Annotated in this window: 15 protein-coding genes; 4 read left to right on the top strand and 11 right to left on the bottom strand. The window is 67.2% G+C overall.

Features of this window, described 5'->3' with window-relative positions; all coding sequences use genetic code 11:
• Positions 1 to 12: 12 nt before the first annotated feature.
• From L5G33_RS15010 to L5G33_RS14985, 6 genes are all read right to left on the bottom strand, one after another.
• A complete protein-coding gene (locus L5G33_RS15010; RefSeq protein WP_236998998.1) occupies positions 13 to 807 on the bottom strand; it encodes a DUF1295 domain-containing protein in 795 nt (264 codons plus the stop codon).
• Positions 804 to 2,072: an SAM-dependent methyltransferase gene (locus L5G33_RS15005; protein WP_236998997.1), complete on the bottom strand. Its 1,269-nt coding sequence runs from the start codon at positions 2,070 to 2,072 to the stop codon at positions 804 to 806. The genes L5G33_RS15010 and L5G33_RS15005 overlap by 4 nt, the downstream gene beginning before the upstream one ends.
• Positions 2,069 to 2,827: a DUF1365 domain-containing protein gene (locus L5G33_RS15000; protein WP_236998996.1), complete on the bottom strand. Its 759-nt coding sequence runs from the start codon at positions 2,825 to 2,827 to the stop codon at positions 2,069 to 2,071. The genes L5G33_RS15005 and L5G33_RS15000 overlap by 4 nt, the downstream gene beginning before the upstream one ends.
• Positions 2,824 to 4,176, bottom strand: a complete 1,353-nt coding sequence (locus tag L5G33_RS14995; RefSeq protein ID WP_236998995.1) for an NAD(P)/FAD-dependent oxidoreductase — start codon at positions 4,174 to 4,176, stop codon at positions 2,824 to 2,826. The genes L5G33_RS15000 and L5G33_RS14995 overlap by 4 nt, the downstream gene beginning before the upstream one ends.
• A gap of 43 nt (positions 4,177 to 4,219) precedes the next feature.
• A complete protein-coding gene (locus L5G33_RS14990) occupies positions 4,220 to 5,566 on the bottom strand; it encodes a TIGR01777 family oxidoreductase (RefSeq protein ID WP_236998994.1) in 1,347 nt (448 codons plus the stop codon).
• A gap of 104 nt (positions 5,567 to 5,670) precedes the next feature.
• A complete protein-coding gene (locus tag L5G33_RS14985; protein ID WP_236998993.1) occupies positions 5,671 to 6,339 on the bottom strand; it encodes a fasciclin domain-containing protein in 669 nt (222 codons plus the stop codon).
• 222 nt (positions 6,340 to 6,561) lie between these two features.
• Between L5G33_RS14985 and L5G33_RS14980 the strand changes: the two genes are divergently transcribed.
• Positions 6,562 to 8,307, top strand: coding sequence for a cytochrome c biogenesis protein DipZ (locus tag L5G33_RS14980; protein ID WP_236998992.1), 1,746 nt, complete (start codon positions 6,562 to 6,564; stop codon positions 8,305 to 8,307).
• A gap of 24 nt (positions 8,308 to 8,331) precedes the next feature.
• On the opposite strand, the gene L5G33_RS14975 is transcribed toward L5G33_RS14980, so the two are convergent.
• Complete coding sequence (locus tag L5G33_RS14975) at positions 8,332 to 9,216, bottom strand: exodeoxyribonuclease III (RefSeq protein WP_236998991.1); 885 nt, start codon at positions 9,214 to 9,216, stop codon at positions 8,332 to 8,334.
• 51 nt (positions 9,217 to 9,267) lie between these two features.
• Positions 9,268 to 9,426 (bottom strand): hypothetical protein, encoded by a 159-nt coding sequence (locus L5G33_RS19450; protein WP_236998990.1) that lies wholly within the window; start codon positions 9,424 to 9,426, stop codon positions 9,268 to 9,270.
• Between L5G33_RS19450 and L5G33_RS14965 the strand changes: the two genes are divergently transcribed.
• The 3 genes from L5G33_RS14965 (at position 9,419) to L5G33_RS14955 (ending at position 13,819) form a co-directional block, all read left to right on the top strand.
• Positions 9,419 to 11,023 (top strand): helix-turn-helix domain-containing protein, encoded by a 1,605-nt coding sequence (locus tag L5G33_RS14965; RefSeq protein ID WP_236998989.1) that lies wholly within the window; start codon positions 9,419 to 9,421, stop codon positions 11,021 to 11,023. The two genes, L5G33_RS19450 and L5G33_RS14965, sit on opposite strands and share 8 nt — an antisense overlap.
• Before the next feature lie 142 nt (positions 11,024 to 11,165).
• A complete protein-coding gene (locus L5G33_RS14960; RefSeq protein WP_236998988.1) occupies positions 11,166 to 12,662 on the top strand; it encodes an aldehyde dehydrogenase family protein in 1,497 nt (498 codons plus the stop codon).
• A gap of 44 nt (positions 12,663 to 12,706) precedes the next feature.
• Entirely contained in the window at positions 12,707 to 13,819 is a 1,113-nt protein-coding gene (locus L5G33_RS14955; RefSeq protein ID WP_236998987.1) for an NDMA-dependent alcohol dehydrogenase, read from the top strand.
• A 133-nt stretch (positions 13,820 to 13,952) separates the two neighbouring features.
• Here L5G33_RS14955 and pgi read toward each other — a convergent pair whose 3' ends face one another.
• From pgi to gnd, 3 genes are read right to left on the bottom strand one after another with little or no spacing between them, the layout of a single operon-like run.
• The gene (gene pgi / locus L5G33_RS14950) at positions 13,953 to 15,578 is read right to left on the bottom strand and encodes a glucose-6-phosphate isomerase (RefSeq protein ID WP_372476922.1); all 1,626 of its coding nucleotides are present in this window, start codon (positions 15,576 to 15,578) and stop codon (positions 13,953 to 13,955) included.
• A 2-nt stretch (positions 15,579 to 15,580) separates the two neighbouring features.
• On the bottom strand, positions 15,581 to 16,588 hold the full coding sequence (gene fgd / locus L5G33_RS14945; RefSeq protein WP_236998985.1) for a glucose-6-phosphate dehydrogenase (coenzyme-F420): 1,008 nt from the start codon (positions 16,586 to 16,588) through the stop codon (positions 15,581 to 15,583).
• Entirely contained in the window at positions 16,585 to 17,481 is an 897-nt protein-coding gene (gene gnd / locus L5G33_RS14940; RefSeq protein WP_236998984.1) for a phosphogluconate dehydrogenase (NAD(+)-dependent, decarboxylating), read from the bottom strand. The genes fgd and gnd overlap by 4 nt, the downstream gene beginning before the upstream one ends.
• Between the last annotated feature and the right edge of the window lie 18 nt (positions 17,482 to 17,499).

The raw sequence follows: 17,499 nt of genomic DNA, 5'->3' as shown, positions 1-17,499 counted from the left end.
GGATCGACTCCATCAGGGGCTCCGGCGCGGTGGACGCGGCAGGAAATAGGAGGTTCGCGCACAGTAGTCGGCGTATCCGGGTCTGCCGGCCATCGCCGCTTCGAGACGGCGTGCCCCGGTCGCGTAGACGATGAAGTAGGTCATCGCGACCGGTGACAGCACGGTCAGGACTGCGGGCAGCCCTCCCGATGCGGCGATGAGCCACAGCCCCCACCACAGGCAGGCATCGCCGAAGTAGTTCGGGTGGCGCGTCCACCCCCACAGCCCCCGATCCATGATCGGGCCCCGGTCGGGGTCGGCCTTGTACTCACGCAGTTGGGCGTCGCCGATCGCTTCGAAAGAGAATCCGACGAGGGCCGCCGCTACACCGACTACGAGGAGAATCCAGCCCGGTCCAGTCGTCGCCCCGCATACCGCGGAGACCACGATCGGCAGGCCGACCCAGAGTTGGGAGCCTCCCTGGGTCGCGAAGACCTTCCCGATGACCGTACCCACCGTCGGGTCCTGTCCCAGGTAGTCGACGTAGCGAGGATCCTCGCCGTGGCCGCGCGTCTTGACGTGCATGTGCCAGGACAGGCGCAGACCCCATACGGCGACTACGACGGCGAGCACGGTACGGCGTGTGAGGTCGCCGCCGCCGAGCACGAGCGCAACGACGCCGATGCCGACGAAGCCGAGACCCCAGATCACGTCGACGACGTTGTATCGCCGGATGCGGTGGCCGACGGCGAACGCGGTGCCCTGCAGGACGACGATCCACACCGCGCATACCGCGAGGATCGTCGCTGCTCCCGAGATGCCCGTCATCGGCCTGCGCCCTTCGTGTAGACGAGGTGCCAGACGTCGAGGTACCGCGAGGCGAAGCCCGCCTCGGAGTAGGCGAGGTAGAACGTCCACATCCGGACGAACGTGTCGTCGAATCCCAGTTCTGCCACCCGATCCCGGTGTGCGCTGAAGCGTTCGCGCCAGAGTTCGAGAGTCTTCGCATAGTGCAGGCCGAACGATTCGGCGTATGTCGGCGTGAGGCCGGACACCGCCGCCGCGTGGCGAAGCGCCTGCTCGGACGGGATCTGACCGCCGGGGAAGATGTATTTGTGCACCCAGGTGTAGGTGCCGGTCGAGGCCAGCACCCGGTCGTGCGGCATGGTGATCGCCTGGATCGCGGCCCGCCCGCCCGGTGCGAGGACTCGGTTGATCGTGGCGAAGTAGTCGCCCCAATAGTCGCGTCCGACGGCTTCGACCATCTCGACGGAGACCACGGCGTCGTAATCACCGTCGATGCTGCGGTAGTCGGCGAGATCGACCCGGATGCGGTCGGCGAGGCCTGCGGAGGTCGCGCGTCGTCGTGCCGCCGCCTGCTGCTCGTGCGAGAGCGTGATGCTCCGGACGACGGCTCCCCGCTCCGCCGCGCGGACCGCGAGCTCACCCCAGCCGGTCCCGATCTCCAACAGCCGAGTGCCCGACTCGACGCCTGCCTGATCGAGGAGCCGGTCGATCTTGGCGCGCTGCGCATCGGCGAGATCGTCCCAGTCGGCATGCGCGGCCGCATCGTCGGATCCGAAATGCGCACTCGAGTAGGTCATGGTCTCATCGAGAAACGATGCGAAGAGGTCGTTGGACAGGTCGTAGTGACGCGAGATGTTCGATCGCGTGTTGGCCAGCGAATTCTCCTCGTCGCGCGGATGGCTCGGCAGGATGATCGGACGGAGCCGCTGCAACGCCGCAGGCACGATGTCGGCGATGCGCTGTGCGAGCGGGGTGAGAGTCGCGACCAGGTCGTCTGCCGTCCACTCCCCCGCCATATACGATTCGCCGAAACCGATGAGCCCCGCCGTCCCGACTCGCCGGAACAGTGCGTCTTCATCGTGGACGATCATTCGCGGAGCGTCCGGCGGAAGGCCGGCCGTCGCGCGCCGGAACAATGCTTCGGCGGCCCGACCGCGAATTCGCGCCGTCACCGATTCCGGGCGGGCGGCGACGTCCGGCCACCTCGCGGGGTCGACGGCCGAACCCCTGTCGTCGAGGTCGCGGCTCTGCGCGATGTCGTTCTCGTACAGTCGGTCGATGGTCATCGAAGGGCCTTTCGGTTGCAGGTCTTCTCGGGTGCGGGGCGGGGGACGATGGGCAGGCCGCGCATCCACAGCGCGATGCCCTGTACGCGGATTCGAGCGGCGACCATCCATGGCGCTAGCGGGGCGGACAGTTGAGCGCGGAGGACGGCGCGCGGTGTCGCGGGACGTGACCGGCCCACGAGGGTCGCGATGAACGGCGCGTGGTCGGGCCGGTGGAGCGTGATACCGAGCGAGACCCGGCCGTGCTCGTCCGGGCTCGGCAGGCGGAGGCGATAGCTGCCGTCGACGTCGTTGAACGGTGACACGTAGAACTCTTTGGGCACACTGGCGCGGCCGTCGGCGTCGGGATGCACCACGTAGCAGTGCCGCTGCGAATACGTGTTGTGGACCTCGGCGACGACACAGGCGAGGGTCCCGTCTGCGTGGTGGCACCAGAACACGCTGAGCGGGTTGAAGACGTAGCCTGCGACCCGCGGGGACGTCAGGACGATCACCCGACCGGTCGGCGCTTGAATGCCTTCTGCGGCGAGGAAGCCGGTGAGCCGATCGCGGAGCGTCTGTCCGTCGGTCACCGGCTGCGCGAAGTGGTCGGCGGCCCAGAAGCGGGCCAGCCATCGTCTGCCGACGCCGAGGTCGGGCAGCGCGTCGATGTCGACGAGCCAGTGCATGCTGCGGTAGACGAACCGGTTCTCCACGGGTTCGGTGCGCACGTGGGTGATCCGACTGGCCACGAGTCGCGGCGTGTGGACGCTCATCGCGCCCGCCCGATCAGGCCGTCGCCGTCGAGTGCTTCGCGATTCGACACGGTCGACCACCCATTCCCGAGCCGCCCATTCCCGAGCCGCTCGGCTGCACGGGCGCCCGACGCCGCGCCGTCCTCGTGGAATCCCCATCCGTGGTAGGCGCCTGCGAACACGATCCGCGCGGTGTCGATGTCGGGCAGTCGCTTCTGCGCGGACACGGACGCCAGATCGTAGACGGGGTGCTCATAGGTCATGGCCGAGACGATGTGCTGCGGATGGACGAGATCGGTGCGTCCCATCGTGACGAGGACGCGCTCGCCGCCGGTGGACAGACGCATCAGGCGCGTCAGATCGTAGGTGACGGCGACGTCGTCGCCGTCGCCACGGATCTGGTAGTTCCACGATGCACGGGCCCGCGGCGATCGCGGAAGCAGCGACGTATCGGTGTGCAGGACAGCATGTTTGGGTAGGTACGCGATGTCGCCCAGTACCTCCCGCTGCATGCCGGTCGGTCCGTCGAGAGCGGCGAGCGCCTGGTGCGGATGAGTCGCGACAACGACCGCGTCGAACGTCTGGTTCAGACCGGGAGCCTCGATCCGCACGCCGTCCTCCGTTTCGCGGATGCCGCGGACCGGGGCGTCGACGAGCACGCGTCCGCCGGCCGACGCCAGTCGATCGGCGACGGCCTGCACGTAGGTCGCGGAGCCGCCGGTGACGGTCCGCCACGTCGGCGAACCGAAGACGGTGAGCATCCCGTGGTGGTCGAGGAACTCGAACAGGTAGCGAGCCGGATAACGCCCCGCGGTGGCCGAGTCGCACGACCACACGGCGGCCACGAGCGGAAGCAGGAAGTTGTCGAGGAAGTAGTCCGACAGCCCTGCCTCCCGGACGAATTCGTCGAGGGCGACGTCGTTCCCCGGGTTGGTGAGGACCTCGTGGGCGAGTCGATGGAATCTCCGCACTTCGATGAGCATTCGGATGTGTCTGGGGCTCACCGCGTTACGCGGGTGCGGGAACAACCCGAGGGCGCCGCGCGCTCCCGCGTACTCCAGTCCGGTGAGTTCCGACCGCACGGACATCGACATGTCGGTGTCTTGCGTGGCGATCCCGAGTTCGGCGAACAGTGTCAGCAGTGTCGGGTACGTGCGGTCGTTGTGGACGATGAATCCGGTGTCCACCGAGACGTCGCCATCGAGCAGAGACACGGTCTGTGTGTGAGCGTGTCCGCCGAGACGGGAGTCGGACTCCAGGAGAGTCACGGTGTGGGTGCGCGCGAGGAGATGCGCAGCGGTCAGGCCGGCGACGCCACTGCCGACGACGGCGACCCGCGAATGCGGTGGCAGATGTTTCGGTGCGGTCATGCCGGTCATTCGGAGCCGACACCGAATCGGATGGGTCGCCGGGCTACCGCCCAAGCTGGTGACGCAGCGAGTCCTCCAGTGTATCGAACCGGAACCGGTGGTCGGCCTCAGCGAGGACACGGCTCCCGATTCGCTGGTCGGCGAGCGCGAGTTCGTCGGCGCCCTGCTTCCCGAGGAGCAGCCTCGGGCCGAAGGCAGGCACCGGGAGGATCGCCGGACGGTGCACCACTCGGCCGAGGATCGCTGCGAAGTCGGACCCGGTCACCGGTTCGGGGCCGACGGCGTTAACCGGGCCGTCGAGACTCTCGTCGACGATAGCCCGCAGATAGACATCGATGAGGTCGTCGATGTCGATCCATGACAGCCACTGTCGGCCGTCACCGAGTCGGCCGCCGAGACCTGTTTCGAACAGTCGCCGCTGCAGGCGGAGCACCCCGCCTTGTGGGCTCTGGACAATTCCGGTGCGGATCTGCACCGACCTCGTTCCGCCCACCGACGCGGTGCGGGCGGCGGCCTCCCACTCGTCGACGACGCCGGCGAGGAATCCCTCTCCTCTGGCCGAGGACTCGTCGAGGAGTTCGTCTGGCCGATGCGCGCCGTAGAACCCGATCGCGGACGCGCTCACGAACACCCGGACCTCGGGACTGGCTGCGGCGAGCGCGGCGAGTCTCCGCGTGGGTTCGATCCGGGAGTCGACGATGGCGGCGCGGTGGCTTCCGGTGAACCGTCCGGCGATCGACTCACCGGCCAGGTGGATCACGGCGTCGACGCCGTCGAACAGGCCCGATGACGGGTCAGCCGGATCCCATGTCCGTTCGTCGGAGGTCTGCGCGGGGCGCCGAACGAGTCGGATCACACGGTGCCCGCCTGTGGAGAGGAATGCACACAGCGCGGAGCCGACGAGCCCCGATGCGCCGGTCACCGCGATGACGGACGGCGTCGATCCGGCGGCTCGTGCCCGCGCATGTGCGGCGAGATCGTCGGCGATCTGTCGGTGTCGGTACTCGAAGGTCGGACGCAGCAGCTTCGCCGGGACGGCGGTGTGCACGCGGTCGATGACCCGGGTGCGTCCTATACCGTCGTCGACGAATTCGTGTTCGTGCCGCCAGGATCCGGCGAATGCGGTCGGCAGGCCGCGGACACCGTCGGTGATCCGTTCGTCGACGAACGCGTGTGGCGGACGGTAGTCGTCTGCTCGGTGCTGCGCCGTCCACCGGAGCCCGCCGGGCAGCCCGAGGACGGCCTGTCCGTCGGCCAACGACTCGGCTTCGCTGATCGCGGACATCGGCTGCCAGGGCGGCAGCAGTCTGTGAAGCGCTCCCGGCCTGGAGAACCACTCGAAGACGTCGTCGATCTCAGCGTCGACGGTGCTCGTGAATTCGATGCTCATATCGTCAACCTCTTCCGTCCATCGGGGCGTGCCATCGACTGTACGGTCGACCCCTGAGGCGGGGCCGACCGTACGGTCTCGGATCGTCGAACCGGAGTGGGTCTCTACTTGTCGTCGGCCAGCGGCATGAGTACACCGTCGATGAGGTAGACGGTGGCGTTGGCGGTCTTGACGCCGCCACAGATCACGCCGGCGCCGTTCACCTTCAGGTCGTCACCGCTGCCGGTGACCTCGAGCGTGTCGCCCTGAACGGTCTTGTGCTCGCCGACAACCTTGTCGGGTGCGGCCTGGCCCTCGACGACGTGGTAAGTGAGCAGCGAGGTCAGGCCGGGTGCGTCGGTCTTGAGCGAGTCGATGGTCGCCGCATCGACCTTCTCGAAGGCGTCGTTGACCGGTGCGAACACGGTGAACTCGCCGCCGTTGAGTGTGTCGACGAGGTTGACGTCGGGGTTGAGCTTGCCCGACAGCGCCGACGTGAGGGTGGTGAGCAGGGGGTTGTTGGACGCGGCGACTGCTACCGGTTCGGTTGACATCCCGGTCACCGAACCCGGTCCGGTCGGCACCTGCTTCCCGTAGTCGGCGCAGCCCGGGCCGACGAGGCCTGCGGCCGGATCGGACGTCATCGCACTCGTGCTCATCGCGCCCGTGGTCATCGTCGAGTCAGCCGACTCGGTGGACGAGTCGTCGCTCGAGCACGCGGTCATCGTTGCGGCCACGGCGATCGCGAACGCCATCGCCGTCACCCGTGCACCGGTCGTCTTGGTGATGCTCATCTGCTGTCTCCCTTGTCGTGGACTGTCCGGCGATCGCCGGGCATCTCCTGCTGTTGCAAGGAGCCATTCGGAGCCGCACTCGAATCGGATGGGCGGGGATCGAAAATTCTCTTCTTCGTCGCGTTCGGCGGGCGTCGAACGACCGTCACGCCGCGTGTCTGCGGACATACCACGGGATGTCGACGTACCCATCCGATCGCGCATCCGCACCGAATGCCCGGCATGTACTCCATCGTGCTCATCGGATTCGTCGGCGGCCTGATCACCGGCATCTCTCCGTGCATCCTTCCGGTGCTCCCGGTCGTATTCCTCGCAGGCGCTCACGAACCCCACGGCGAGACACCGACGTCCAGTACGGAAACTGCTTCCGCGGGCAGTCGGCGTCCACGGTTCTCGCAGAAGAGTCGGCCGTATCGTGTGATCGGCGGTCTCGTCGTCAGTTTCGCGACCGTGACGCTGGTCGGGTCGAGTCTGCTGTCACTGCTGCATCTTCCACAGGACGCGTTCCGGTGGGCGGGTCTGATCGTCCTGACGACGATCGGTGTCGGCCTGATCGTTCCAGCGGTCGAGCGTCTACTCGAGAAACCGTTCTCACGTCTTCCCACTCGGTCGGTCGGCACGGGCAAGTCCGGATTCAGTCTGGGCTTGGCGCTCGGCGTCCTCTACGTGCCGTGCGCGGGCCCCGTCCTCGCGGCGATCGTCGTGGCAGGCGCGACCGGCGATATCGGTATCGACACGGTGGCGTTGACATTGTCGTTCGCAGTCGGGGCGGCGCTTCCGCTTCTCGTCTTCGCGCTTGCCGGACGACGGGTGGCCGAGCGAGTGGCGGGCTTCCGTCGACACCAGCGCGGCATCCGCATCACGGCGGGTGTGGTGATGATCGGTCTCGCCATCGGCCTGGTGTTCAACGTACCGGCGGCATTGCAGCGCGCGATCCCGGACTATGCGAGCGCACTGCAGGATTCGGTCGGTGGTACCGACGATCTGACGGCGAGACTCGACATCGGCGGCATCGTCACCGATGAGAACCGTGAACTGTCCAACTGCACCGATGGCGCCGAACAGCTGCAGAGTTGTGGCACGGCGCCGCGCCTGTCGGGGATCAGCGAATGGTTCAACACGCCCGATGAGGCTCCGCTCGCGCTGTCGGAGTTGCGCGGCAGGGTCGTGCTCCTCGACTTCTGGGCGTACTCATGCATCAACTGCCAACGCAGCATCCCGCACGTCGTCGACTGGTACGAGAAGTATCGCGCCGCCGGATTGGAGGTGATCGGCGTCCACACGCCCGAGTACGCATTCGAGAAGGTTCCCGCGAATGTGAAGAAGGCAGCGGAGCGGCTGCGCATCACGTATCCGGTCGCTCTCGATCCGGCGTTCTCGACGTGGACGACATACCGCAACAGTTACTGGCCCGCCCACTATCTGATCGATGCGTCGGGGACGGTTCGCCACATCGAGTTCGGTGAGGGCGGATACGCGACCTCCGAGCGCCTGATCCGAGAACTGCTGATGCAGGCCGATCCGACCGCGACGTTGCCGCCGCCGTCCGAGCGGAGCGATACGACGCCCACCGAATCGACGACGCCCGAGACGTATCTGGGAGTCGGGAAGATGGTCAACTACCGCGGCCCGACACCGTACGTCGCCGGACCGAACGAGTTCCGCCGTCCGGACACCCAACCGGCGGACACCTTCTCCCTCAACGGACCGTGGGACCTCGACTACCAGGGGGCGACGGCACGCGGTGACTCGTCGATCGGCCTCGACTACCACGCGAAGAACGTCTACATCGTGGTCGGTGGAACCGGAAGCATCACCGTGCGCAGCGACGGCGCCGACCCGACGGTCATCCCGATCAGCGGGCCGCCGACTTTCCACAAGATCGTCGGTTCCGCAGAGAATCAGCGCGGTCGCGTCGACGTGACTCCCACGCCCGGACTGCAGGTGTTCTCGTTCACCTACGGGTGAGACGGGCGCGGGTGGGGGTGGGTGTCAGTCGGCGACCGTGTGAGGCAGCTTCACCGATCCCGCTGCGACCTTCGCCGGTCGAGACGGCGGCGGCACCACGGGCCCGACGTTTCCGTCGGGAGCGGTGTCGAGGTCGACGAAGACCGGCGCGTGGTCACTCGGCTTGGTCCCCTTGCGGGCCTTGCGGTCCACCCACGCCGCCTGAACCCGGTCGGCGACGGGGCCGCCGGCGAGGATCAGGTCGATCCGCATTCCGAGATCCTTGTGGAACATCCCTGCGCGGTAGTCCCAGTAGGTGTAGATCCGTTCGTCCGGCCAGTGCTCGCGCATCGTGTCACGCAGTCCGAGGGCTTCGAACGCGGTGAGCGCATCGCGTTCGGGAGCCGTCACATGTGTGTGTCCGATGAACGCCGACGGATCGAAGCTGTCGTGGTCGGTCGGGATGATGTTGAAGTCACCGCACAGCATGGTGGTGTCGGATTCGTCGACGATCGAGGCGCGCAGGGTCTCGAGCCAGGCGAGCTTGTAGTGGTAGTGGTCGGCGTCCACCTCGCGACCGTTGGGAACGTACAGCGAGTGGACGCGGACACCGTCGCACACGGCCGAGACGGCCCGCCCCTCAGGCGCGTCGTCGGAGTCTGGGAATCCCGGCGCACCGGCGAACGCGACACGCACATCGTCGAGCCCGACCCTGCTGAGCAGTGCGACCCCGTTCCACTGGCCCTGTCCGGCATGTGCGAACTCGTATCCGCGCGCAGCGAGCGCATCCCCGAGTTCGGCCGCGAACACCTCGTCGGACACCTTGGTCTCCTGGAGGCAGACCACGTCGGGGCTGCGCTCGTCGAGCCACGGGAGAAGCCGGGGCACACGCTGTTTCACCGAGTTGACGTTCCAGGTCGCTACACGCATGCGAACCACCGTAGCGCCACCACGATTTCGGCCCGATATTCGCTCTACGGGCTAGTCCTGACGCCATACGCGTTGGTACGACGATCCGGCAGTCACCGACGCGGTGATGCCGCCCATGATTACGAGGAACTTCCAGACGAGCGCGACGACCCCGGCGTCCGGACCGCTACCGGCCAGGTGTAATCCATGCCACAGTGGAGCCGTGACCACCTCCCTCCCCCATCGTGACGTGATCGCGGCATCGTGGCAGCGGGTCGCGTCGTCGGGACTGCAACGAGACGCCCGACCGGTGCCGAACGTCTCCGACATCGCATCCGCCGACCCGTTGCTGGACGCAGCGCGCCCGGTCCTCGCACGCGCCGTCGAGATCTTGAGTGGAACCGAGACGGCCCTGCTCCTGGTCGACAGTGAGAGTCGGATGGTCGCCCGCGTCTCGGCCGACACCACCCTGGAGAACCGGTTGTCGGACGCCGGAGCCGTCGATGGCGCGGCCTTCGGTGAGGACGCGATGGGCACTACCGCGCTCGGCACCACCGCCGAGGTGCGCGGCGATGTGGTCATCAACGGCGGCGAGCACTACCTCGAGCAGTTCCGGTCGCTCAGCTGCTTCGGCCGACCCATCATCCATCCGGCGACGCGACGCCTCGCAGGCATCATCTGCATGACCGAAGTCGCCGACCGCGTGAACCCGCTGTCGGTGCCGTTGATCCGCGGCCTCGTCGACGACATCGCTGAACGACTGCTCAATCGGACGCACACCGACCACCGCGCTGTGGTCTCCGCGTTCGAACGCGCCTCGGCGCGCCGCGACACCGCGGTCGCAGCGGTCGGTGACGACCTTCAACTCACCAATTCGCTCGCCGCCCAACTCCTGGCCCCCGGCGACTTCGGCACGCTCGCACTCCTCGTCGGCGAACGGAATGCACCGCCCGCCATCACCCTGGTCTCCGGGGTGGTCGCCGACGTCGCCGTCGACCGGGTGCCGGGAGTACGGCACGCAGCCGTCTTCCGCCTGCGCCCGCGGATCGAGGACGCCGTGCCCGCCTCGCCGCTCCGGTTGCCGAGCGAGATCGCTGCGACCACCGCGATCTGCGGCGAGGCGGGAACCGGCCGCACGACGCACGCCTACACGCGGGTGCCGCCAGAGGATGCGACGACCATCGACGTCGCCGCATCGATCCTGGACGGCTCGCCGGTCGACGTCGCGGCCGTCCTGCGCACAGCCCGAATGTCGGGTCGCGGGGTAATCATCGACGGAGCCGACCTCCTCGATGAACGGTCGATGCGGCTGCTGCACGCAGCGGTCGCCGGGCGCGGATCGTCCGACCCGGCCCTGGTGGTCGTCACGGGGCCCGTCGAATCGTTGTCGAGTCCGGCTGCCGCGCTCACCGCCTGCTGCACGCGGCGGATCATCCTTCCACCGTTGCGCCAGCGCACTACAGAGTTGGCGTCTATCGGACAGGAAGTGTTGCAGCGCATAGATTCCCGGGTGAAGTTGCAGTCGGACGCCGCGGACGCGCTGGTGTGTCAGGAGTGGCCGGGCAACCTCATCGAGTTGACGATCGTCCTGCGTCGAGCCGTCGACTCGGCTCTCGCTCGCGGATCGCGCGCGGTCGGAGCGATTGACTTCCCGGAGGAGTACCGCGGGTCCACGCGAGCCTCGAAGCTGCTGGGTCTGGAACAGGCCGAACGGCAGGCGATTCGGGAAGCTCTCGACGTGGCCCGCGGCAACAAGAGCCACGCGGCGTCGGCGTTGGGCATCAGTCGCACCACGCTGTACGCGCGAATACGCGCGCTCGGCATCTGACACCGCCGCTACGGGCGAGTGACCGCCGCGTGTCCACGCGGAGTGTTCAGTTTCCGTACACGCAGCGACGTCCCCGGCATGGGAGAAATAGTGCACCGCCACAGTGGCGCACTTCACATATCGCTCTCGTCAGGAGGCACCGATGACCACGACTCTGGATACGGCACTTCTCCCCGCCGTCGCCGACTTCGTCTCGAAGGACCGCAAGATGCTGATCGGCGGCCAGTGGGTCGACGCCGCGTCCGGCCGTACGTTCGCCACCCACGATCCGGCCACCGGGCAGGTCATCACGAACGTCGCGCACGGCGAGGCCGCCGACATCGACCGCGCCGTCGCCGCGGCCCGGGCTGCGTACGAGGGGCCGTGGTCGCGGATGAAGCCGAACGAACGCGAACGTCTCATCTGGCGGGTCGGCGACATCCTCAGCGAACGTGCCGACGTGTTCGGTCAGCTCGAAGCCCTCGACAACGGCAAGTCCGTGGCCATCGCGACCGCGGTGGACGTCAGCTGGGCCGCCGACGTCTGGCGGTACAACGCCGGTCTGGCCACCAAGATCGCCGGATCGTCGATCACTCCGTCGATGCCGTTCGCGCCGGGCGGCCAGTTCCACGCCTACACCCGGCGCGAATCGCTCGGCGTGTGCGGCCAGATCGTTCCCTGGAACTTCCCGATCCTGATGTCCACCTGGAAGCTCGCGCCTGCGCTCGCGGCAGGAAACACTGTCATCCTCAAACCTGCCGAGCAGACGCCGTTGAGCGCACTGATGCTCGGTGAGGTGTTCGAGGAGGCAGGCTTCCCGCCCGGCGTCGTCAACATCGTTCCCGGATTTGGCGACGCGGGAGCGGCCCTGTCCGCCCACATGGACGTCGATAAGGTCGCGTTCACCGGGTCCACCGAGGTCGGCAAGAAGATCGTGCACGCCGCGACCGGCAACCTGAAGAAGGTCACGCTCGAACTCGGCGGCAAGAGCCCGAACATCATCTTCAACGACGCCGACATCGAAGCTGCGGTCGCCGGTTCGGTCGCCGCGTGGATGTTCAACCACGGCCAGTGCTGTGTCGCCGGGACACGCATGTACGTCCAGCGCGACATCTTCGACGACTTCACGCAGGCCGTCGCCGACGCCGCCGCACAGTCGAAGATCGGTCCGGGCCTGGACCCGACGACCGAACTCGGCCCGTTGGTGTCGCAGGAGCAGTTCGACCGAGTCAACGGCTTCATCCAGCAGGGTCTGGCCGACGGAGCCCGCGCCCTCACCGGCGGCAAGAGGTGGGGCGATGAGGGCTACTTCATCGAACCGACCGTGTTCGTCGACGTGCAGCCCGAGTTCTCCATCGTCGAAGAGGAGATCTTCGGACCGGTCGTCTCCGCACTCCCGTTCGACGACGAAGAGGACGTGGTCCGCGCCGCGAACGACTCGATCTACGGTCTGGCCGCAGGTATCTGGACGAAGGACCTGTCGAAGGCCCATCGCACCGCGGCCGCCGTCCAAGCCGGTTCGGTGTGGGTCAACCAGTACAACGGCTTCGACACCGCCCTCCCGTTCGGTGGATTCAAACAGTCCGGGTGGGGCCGTGAACTCGGCGACTCCGCGATCGACCTCTACACCCAGACCAAGTCCGTCAACATCGCACTCTGACCTCCCTGTTCGACCTCTGACCCCGTTCGGAAGGAAAATTACCAATGAAGACCAAAGCAGCAGTGCTCCTCGAAGCAGGCAAGCCGTTCGAGATTATGGAACTCGAGCTCGACGGCCCCGGCGCGGGCGAAGTCCTGATCAAGTACACCTCGGCGGGCCTGTGCCACTCCGATCTGCACCTCACCGACGGCGACCTTCCGCCCCGCTACCCCATCGTCGGCGGCCATGAAGGCTCGGGCATCATCCAGGAGGTCGGGCCCGGCGTCACGAAGGTGAAGCCCGGCGACCACGTCGTGTGCAGCTTCATCCCGAACTGCGGCACCTGTCGGTACTGTTCGACGGGTCGCCAGAACCTGTGCGACATGGGCGCGACCATCCTGGAAGGGTCGATGCCCGACGGCACGTTCCGCTTCCACGGGAACGGTGACGACTTCGGCGCGATGTGCATGCTCGGCGCGTTCTCCGAGTACTCGACCATCTCTCAGCATTCGGTGGTCAAGGTCGACGACTGGCTGCCGCTGGAGACGGCTGTCCTCGTCGGCTGCGGCGTGCCGTCGGGCTGGGGCACCGCCGTCAACGCAGGCAATCTCCGTGCGGGAGACACCGCGGTGATCTATGGCATCGGCGGTCTCGGCATCAATGCCGTGCAGGGCGCCGTCTCGGCAGGGTGCAAGTACGTCGTCGCGGTCGACCCGATCGAGATGAAGCGCAACGAGGCTCTCAAGTTCGGTGCGACGCACGCCTTCGCGACCGCTGAGGAAGCCCAGGAGAAGGTCACCGAACTGACGTGGGGCCAGGGCGCGGACGCCGCATTGATTCTGGTCGGTACCGTCGACGTCCCCGTCGTGCAGGCGGCGACCGCGATCATCGGTAAGGGCGGCAAGGTCGTCATCACCGGTCTCGCTGATCCGACGAAGCTGACCGTGCAGGTGTCCGGCACCGATCTCACGCTTAACCAGAAGACGATCATGGGCACCCTGTTCGGGTCGATGAATCCGCAGTACGACATCGTCCGACTCCTGCGCCTGTACGACGCCGGTGAACTCAAGCTCGACGAACTCGTCACCAAGAGGTACTCGCTCGAAGACGTCAACCAGGGGTACGACGATCTCCGCAACGGATTGAACGTCCGCGGCGTCATCGACCACGCCGTATAGAGGTTGGTCAGACCCAGAAGGTCGTGAAACCTACACCGCAGCGAGGCCGCATCACCCTATGGATCGATGCAGCCCCGCTGCGGTGTAGGTTTCACAGTTCATCAGCCCACGATGGTCACGGCGCCATTTCGCGCTATGTCCGCTCGCGCCAGAACGCCGCGACGAGCCCCCTGGTCGAGCTGTCCATCGCGTCGGAGGGCCCGCCACCCGCGGCCAGCGCGGGGGCGAGTTCCACGGCCGACGCCTTCCCGAGTTCGACTCCCCATTGGTCGAAGGAGTCGATCCCCCACACCGCGCCCTGCACGAACACCTGATGCTCGTACAGGGCGATCAACTGACCTAGCGTCGACGGTGTCAGCTCGGACGCCAGGATCGTCGTCGACGGCCGATCCCCGGGCATCACCTTGTGCGGCGCCAGCACCGGGTCGACGCCGTCGGCGATGACCTCTGCCTTCGTCTTCCCGAACGCCAGCACCCGCGACTGCGCGAACATGTTGGCGGTCAACACCTCATGCATGCTCGTGGCGCCGTCGAGAGAGATGAAGTCCTCCCCCGCCCGCGCGAATCCGATGAAGTCCGCCGGAACGAGTCTGGTCCCTTGATGCAACAACTGGTGGAAAGCGTGCTGACCGTTGGTGCCCGCCTCCCCCCAGATCACCTCTCCGGTCGGCACGCCGACGGGTGTGCCGTCGCCGCGCACCGACTTGCCGTTCGACTCCATGGCCAGCTGCTGCAGGTAGGCGGGCAGCCGGGCGAGGTCATTCGCGTACGGCAGGATCGCGCGGGCGTCCGCGCCGAGCACGCTCGCGTACCAGACGCTCAGCAGACCGAGGATGACCGGCGCGTTCGCGTGGATGGGCGCGGTCTGGAAGTGTTCGTCGACCGTACGGAACCCAGCGAGGAACTCCGCGAACCTGTGCCTGCCGATCGCTGCCATGACCGACAGCCCGACGGCTGATCCGACGGAGTAGCGGCCGCCGACCCAGTCCCAGAATCCGAAGACGTTCGACGATTCGATGCCGAAGTCGGCGACCAGTGCCGCGTTGGTGGACACCGCGACGAAGTGTCCGGCGACGGCATCCTCGCCGAGCGCGTCGACGAGCCATCGACGTGCGGCGTGTGCGTTCGCCATCGTCTCGAACGTCGAGAACGTCTTCGAGACGACGACGAACAGCGTCGTCGCCGGATCGAGGTCGGCGAGTGTGGACAGCAGGTCAGCCGGGTCGACGTTCGACACGAACCGCACGTCAGGACCGTCGCAGTACTCGCGCAGCGCGGCGTGCACCATCGCCGGGCCGAGGTCGGAGCCGCCGATGCCGATGTTGACGACGGTCGTGATCGGGCGTCCGTCCGCGCCGCGCCATGACCCGTCGCGCAGGCTGTCGGTAAACTCGCCCATCGCGTCGAGGACGCCGTGTACGTCGGGCACCACGTCATGTCCGTCGAGCCACAGTGACTCGTCGCGTCGTTTGCGCAGCGCGATGTGCAGCACCGGGCGGTCTTCGGAGACGTTGATGCGTTCGCCGCGGAGCATCGCGTCCCGCTTCTCGAAGACGTGCGTCTCGCGGGCCAGCAGATGCAGCAGACGCATGGTCGCACCGTTGATTCGATGCTTGCTGTAGTCGACGTACAGGTCTCCGACGGAGACGGTCATGGCCGTGCCCCGCGCGGGGTCGGCCGCGAACAGATCCCGGAGGCTGCGTTCGGTGATCGTCGCGCTGTGCTCGGTGAGCGCCGCCCACGCCGTCGCATCTGACACGCTCATGTCAGCGCCCTCAGTCGGGGTGCGAGGTCTCGCTCGAACAGGTCGAGGAAACGGCGCTGATCGTGGCCCGGGGCGTGGAACACCAGGTGGTTCAGACCCGCGTCCAGGTAGGGCGTGATCTGGGCGACGGCCTCGTCCGGGTCGGAGGCGACGATCCACCGTCTGGCGATCTGCTCGATCGGCAACGCGTCGGCCGCGGCCTCCATCTCGATCGGATCCTCGATGCTGTGCTTCTGTTCGGGTGTCAGCGACAGCGGAGCCCAGAACCGCGTGTTGTCCAGCGCCACTTGCGGGTCGGTGTCGTAGGACAGCTTGATCTCGATCATCCGGTCCACGTCGTCGAACACACGGCCCGCCTTCGCCGCCCCCTCCTCGACCGCCGGGAGCAACTTCTCGGTGTACAGGTCCATGCCCTTGCCGGAGGTGCAGATGAAACCGTCGCCCGCGCGTCCGGCGTATCGGGCGACGACCGGGCCGCCCGCCGCGATGTACACCGGGACCTTCCCGGACTCTGGAACGTCGTAGATCGACGCGCCCTTCGTCTTGTAGAACTCGCCCGAGAAGTTGACGCGCTCGCCCCGCCACAACGCTCGCATCAACTCGACGGCTTCTCGCAGCCGCGCGAACCGTTCCTTGAACGCGGGCCATTGACCGTCGAATCCGGTCGCGATCTCGTTGAGCGCCTCGCCCGTGCCGACGCCCAACATGACTCGATCGGGGTACAGGCAGCCCATCGTCGCGAACGCCTGCGCGACCACCGCCGGGTTGTATCGGAACGTCGGCGTCATCACCGACGTGCCCAACTGGATCCGGCTCGTCCGCTCGCCGACCGCGGTCATCCACGAGATCGAGAAGGGAGCGTGGCCACCGTTGTGTCGCCACGGTTGGAAGTGGTCCGAGACGGTTGCCGAATCCATGCCGTGCTGTTCGGCGAGAACGGCGAGTTCGACCAGTTCGCGCGGCGCGAACTGCTCTGCCGACGCCTTGTATCCGAGTTTGATCATTTCCCTGCTTCCGGGTCGGTGTGAACCTGATGTCCCCCGAATCGATTGCGTAGTGCCGCCACAGCCTTCATCGCAGGCGACTCCTCCTGCCGAGAGGAGAACCGCGCGAACAGCGCAGCGGCGATGACCGGTGTCGGCACGGCGTGACCGATCGCCTCCTCGACCGTCCACCGCCCCTCGCCGGAGTCTTCGGTGTACCCAGTGATCTCAGCGAGCCCCGGGTCGTCGGCGAGAGCGGCGACGAGGAGTTCGAGAAGCCAGGAGCGGACCACGGTGCCCGATTGCCACGCCCGCATCACTTCGTCGGGTGCGGTGATGAGGGACTCCGCGGCGAGCAGCTCGTACCCCTCGGCGTACGCCTGCATGAGTCCGTACTCGATGCCGTTGTGCACCATCTTCGCGTAGTGCCCCGCCCCGGTCGGGCCCGCGTGCACGAAACCGCGCTCGCGCGGCCCCTCCGGACGCAGCGTGTCGAAGACCGGCATCGCGCGCCGGACGTCGGCGGCCGAACCGCCGACCATGAGGCCGTAACCCTCGGTCCTCCCCCACACCCCGCCGGACACTCCGCAGTCGAGGTAGGCGATGCCTCGCTCGCCGAGCGAGGCGGCGTGCACCGCGTCCTCGGTGAAACGGGAGTTGCCGCCGTCGATGACGAGATCACCGTCCGTGAGCAGATCAGCCAGTTCGTCGATCACCTCGCGGGTCGGGGCGCCCGCAGGCACCATCGTCCACAGGACGCGTGGAACGGCGAGGCCCTTGACGAGATCGTGCAGCGAATAAACGTCACCGACACCGGGGGCGGCGTCGTATCCGATCACCGTGTGGCCGTCCGCGCGAAGACGATCACGCATGTTCGCACCCATTCGGCCGAGGCCGATCACACCGATCTCCACCAGGCACTCCTCCACGCG

Source organism: Gordonia liuliyuniae, assembly GCF_021738805.1.
Classification (GTDB): Bacteria; Actinomycetota; Actinomycetes; order Mycobacteriales; family Mycobacteriaceae; genus Gordonia; species Gordonia liuliyuniae.
The sequence above is the reverse complement of the archived record's forward strand: the minus strand, read 5'-3'. Positions and strand labels throughout refer to the sequence as shown.

Coding starts and splice junctions, on each gene's coding strand:
- L5G33_RS15010 (WP_236998998.1), bottom strand. CDS start 807: ATGACGGGCATCTCGGGAGCAGCGACGATCCTCGCGGTATGCGCGGTG.
- L5G33_RS15005 (WP_236998997.1), bottom strand. CDS start 2,072: ATGACCATCGACCGACTGTACGAGAACGACATCGCGCAGAGCCGCGAC.
- L5G33_RS15000 (WP_236998996.1), bottom strand. CDS start 2,827: ATGAGCGTCCACACGCCGCGACTCGTGGCCAGTCGGATCACCCACGTG.
- L5G33_RS14995 (WP_236998995.1), bottom strand. CDS start 4,176: ATGACCGCACCGAAACATCTGCCACCGCATTCGCGGGTCGCCGTCGTC.
- L5G33_RS14990 (WP_236998994.1), bottom strand. CDS start 5,566: ATGAGCATCGAATTCACGAGCACCGTCGACGCTGAGATCGACGACGTC.
- L5G33_RS14985 (WP_236998993.1), bottom strand. CDS start 6,339: ATGAGCATCACCAAGACGACCGGTGCACGGGTGACGGCGATGGCGTTC.
- L5G33_RS14980 (WP_236998992.1), top strand. CDS start 6,562: ATGTACTCCATCGTGCTCATCGGATTCGTCGGCGGCCTGATCACCGGC.
- L5G33_RS14975 (WP_236998991.1), bottom strand. CDS start 9,216: ATGCGTGTAGCGACCTGGAACGTCAACTCGGTGAAACAGCGTGTGCCC.
- L5G33_RS14960 (WP_236998988.1), top strand. CDS start 11,166: ATGACCACGACTCTGGATACGGCACTTCTCCCCGCCGTCGCCGACTTC.
- L5G33_RS14955 (WP_236998987.1), top strand. CDS start 12,707: ATGAAGACCAAAGCAGCAGTGCTCCTCGAAGCAGGCAAGCCGTTCGAG.
- fgd (WP_236998985.1), bottom strand. CDS start 16,588: ATGATCAAACTCGGATACAAGGCGTCGGCAGAGCAGTTCGCGCCGCGC.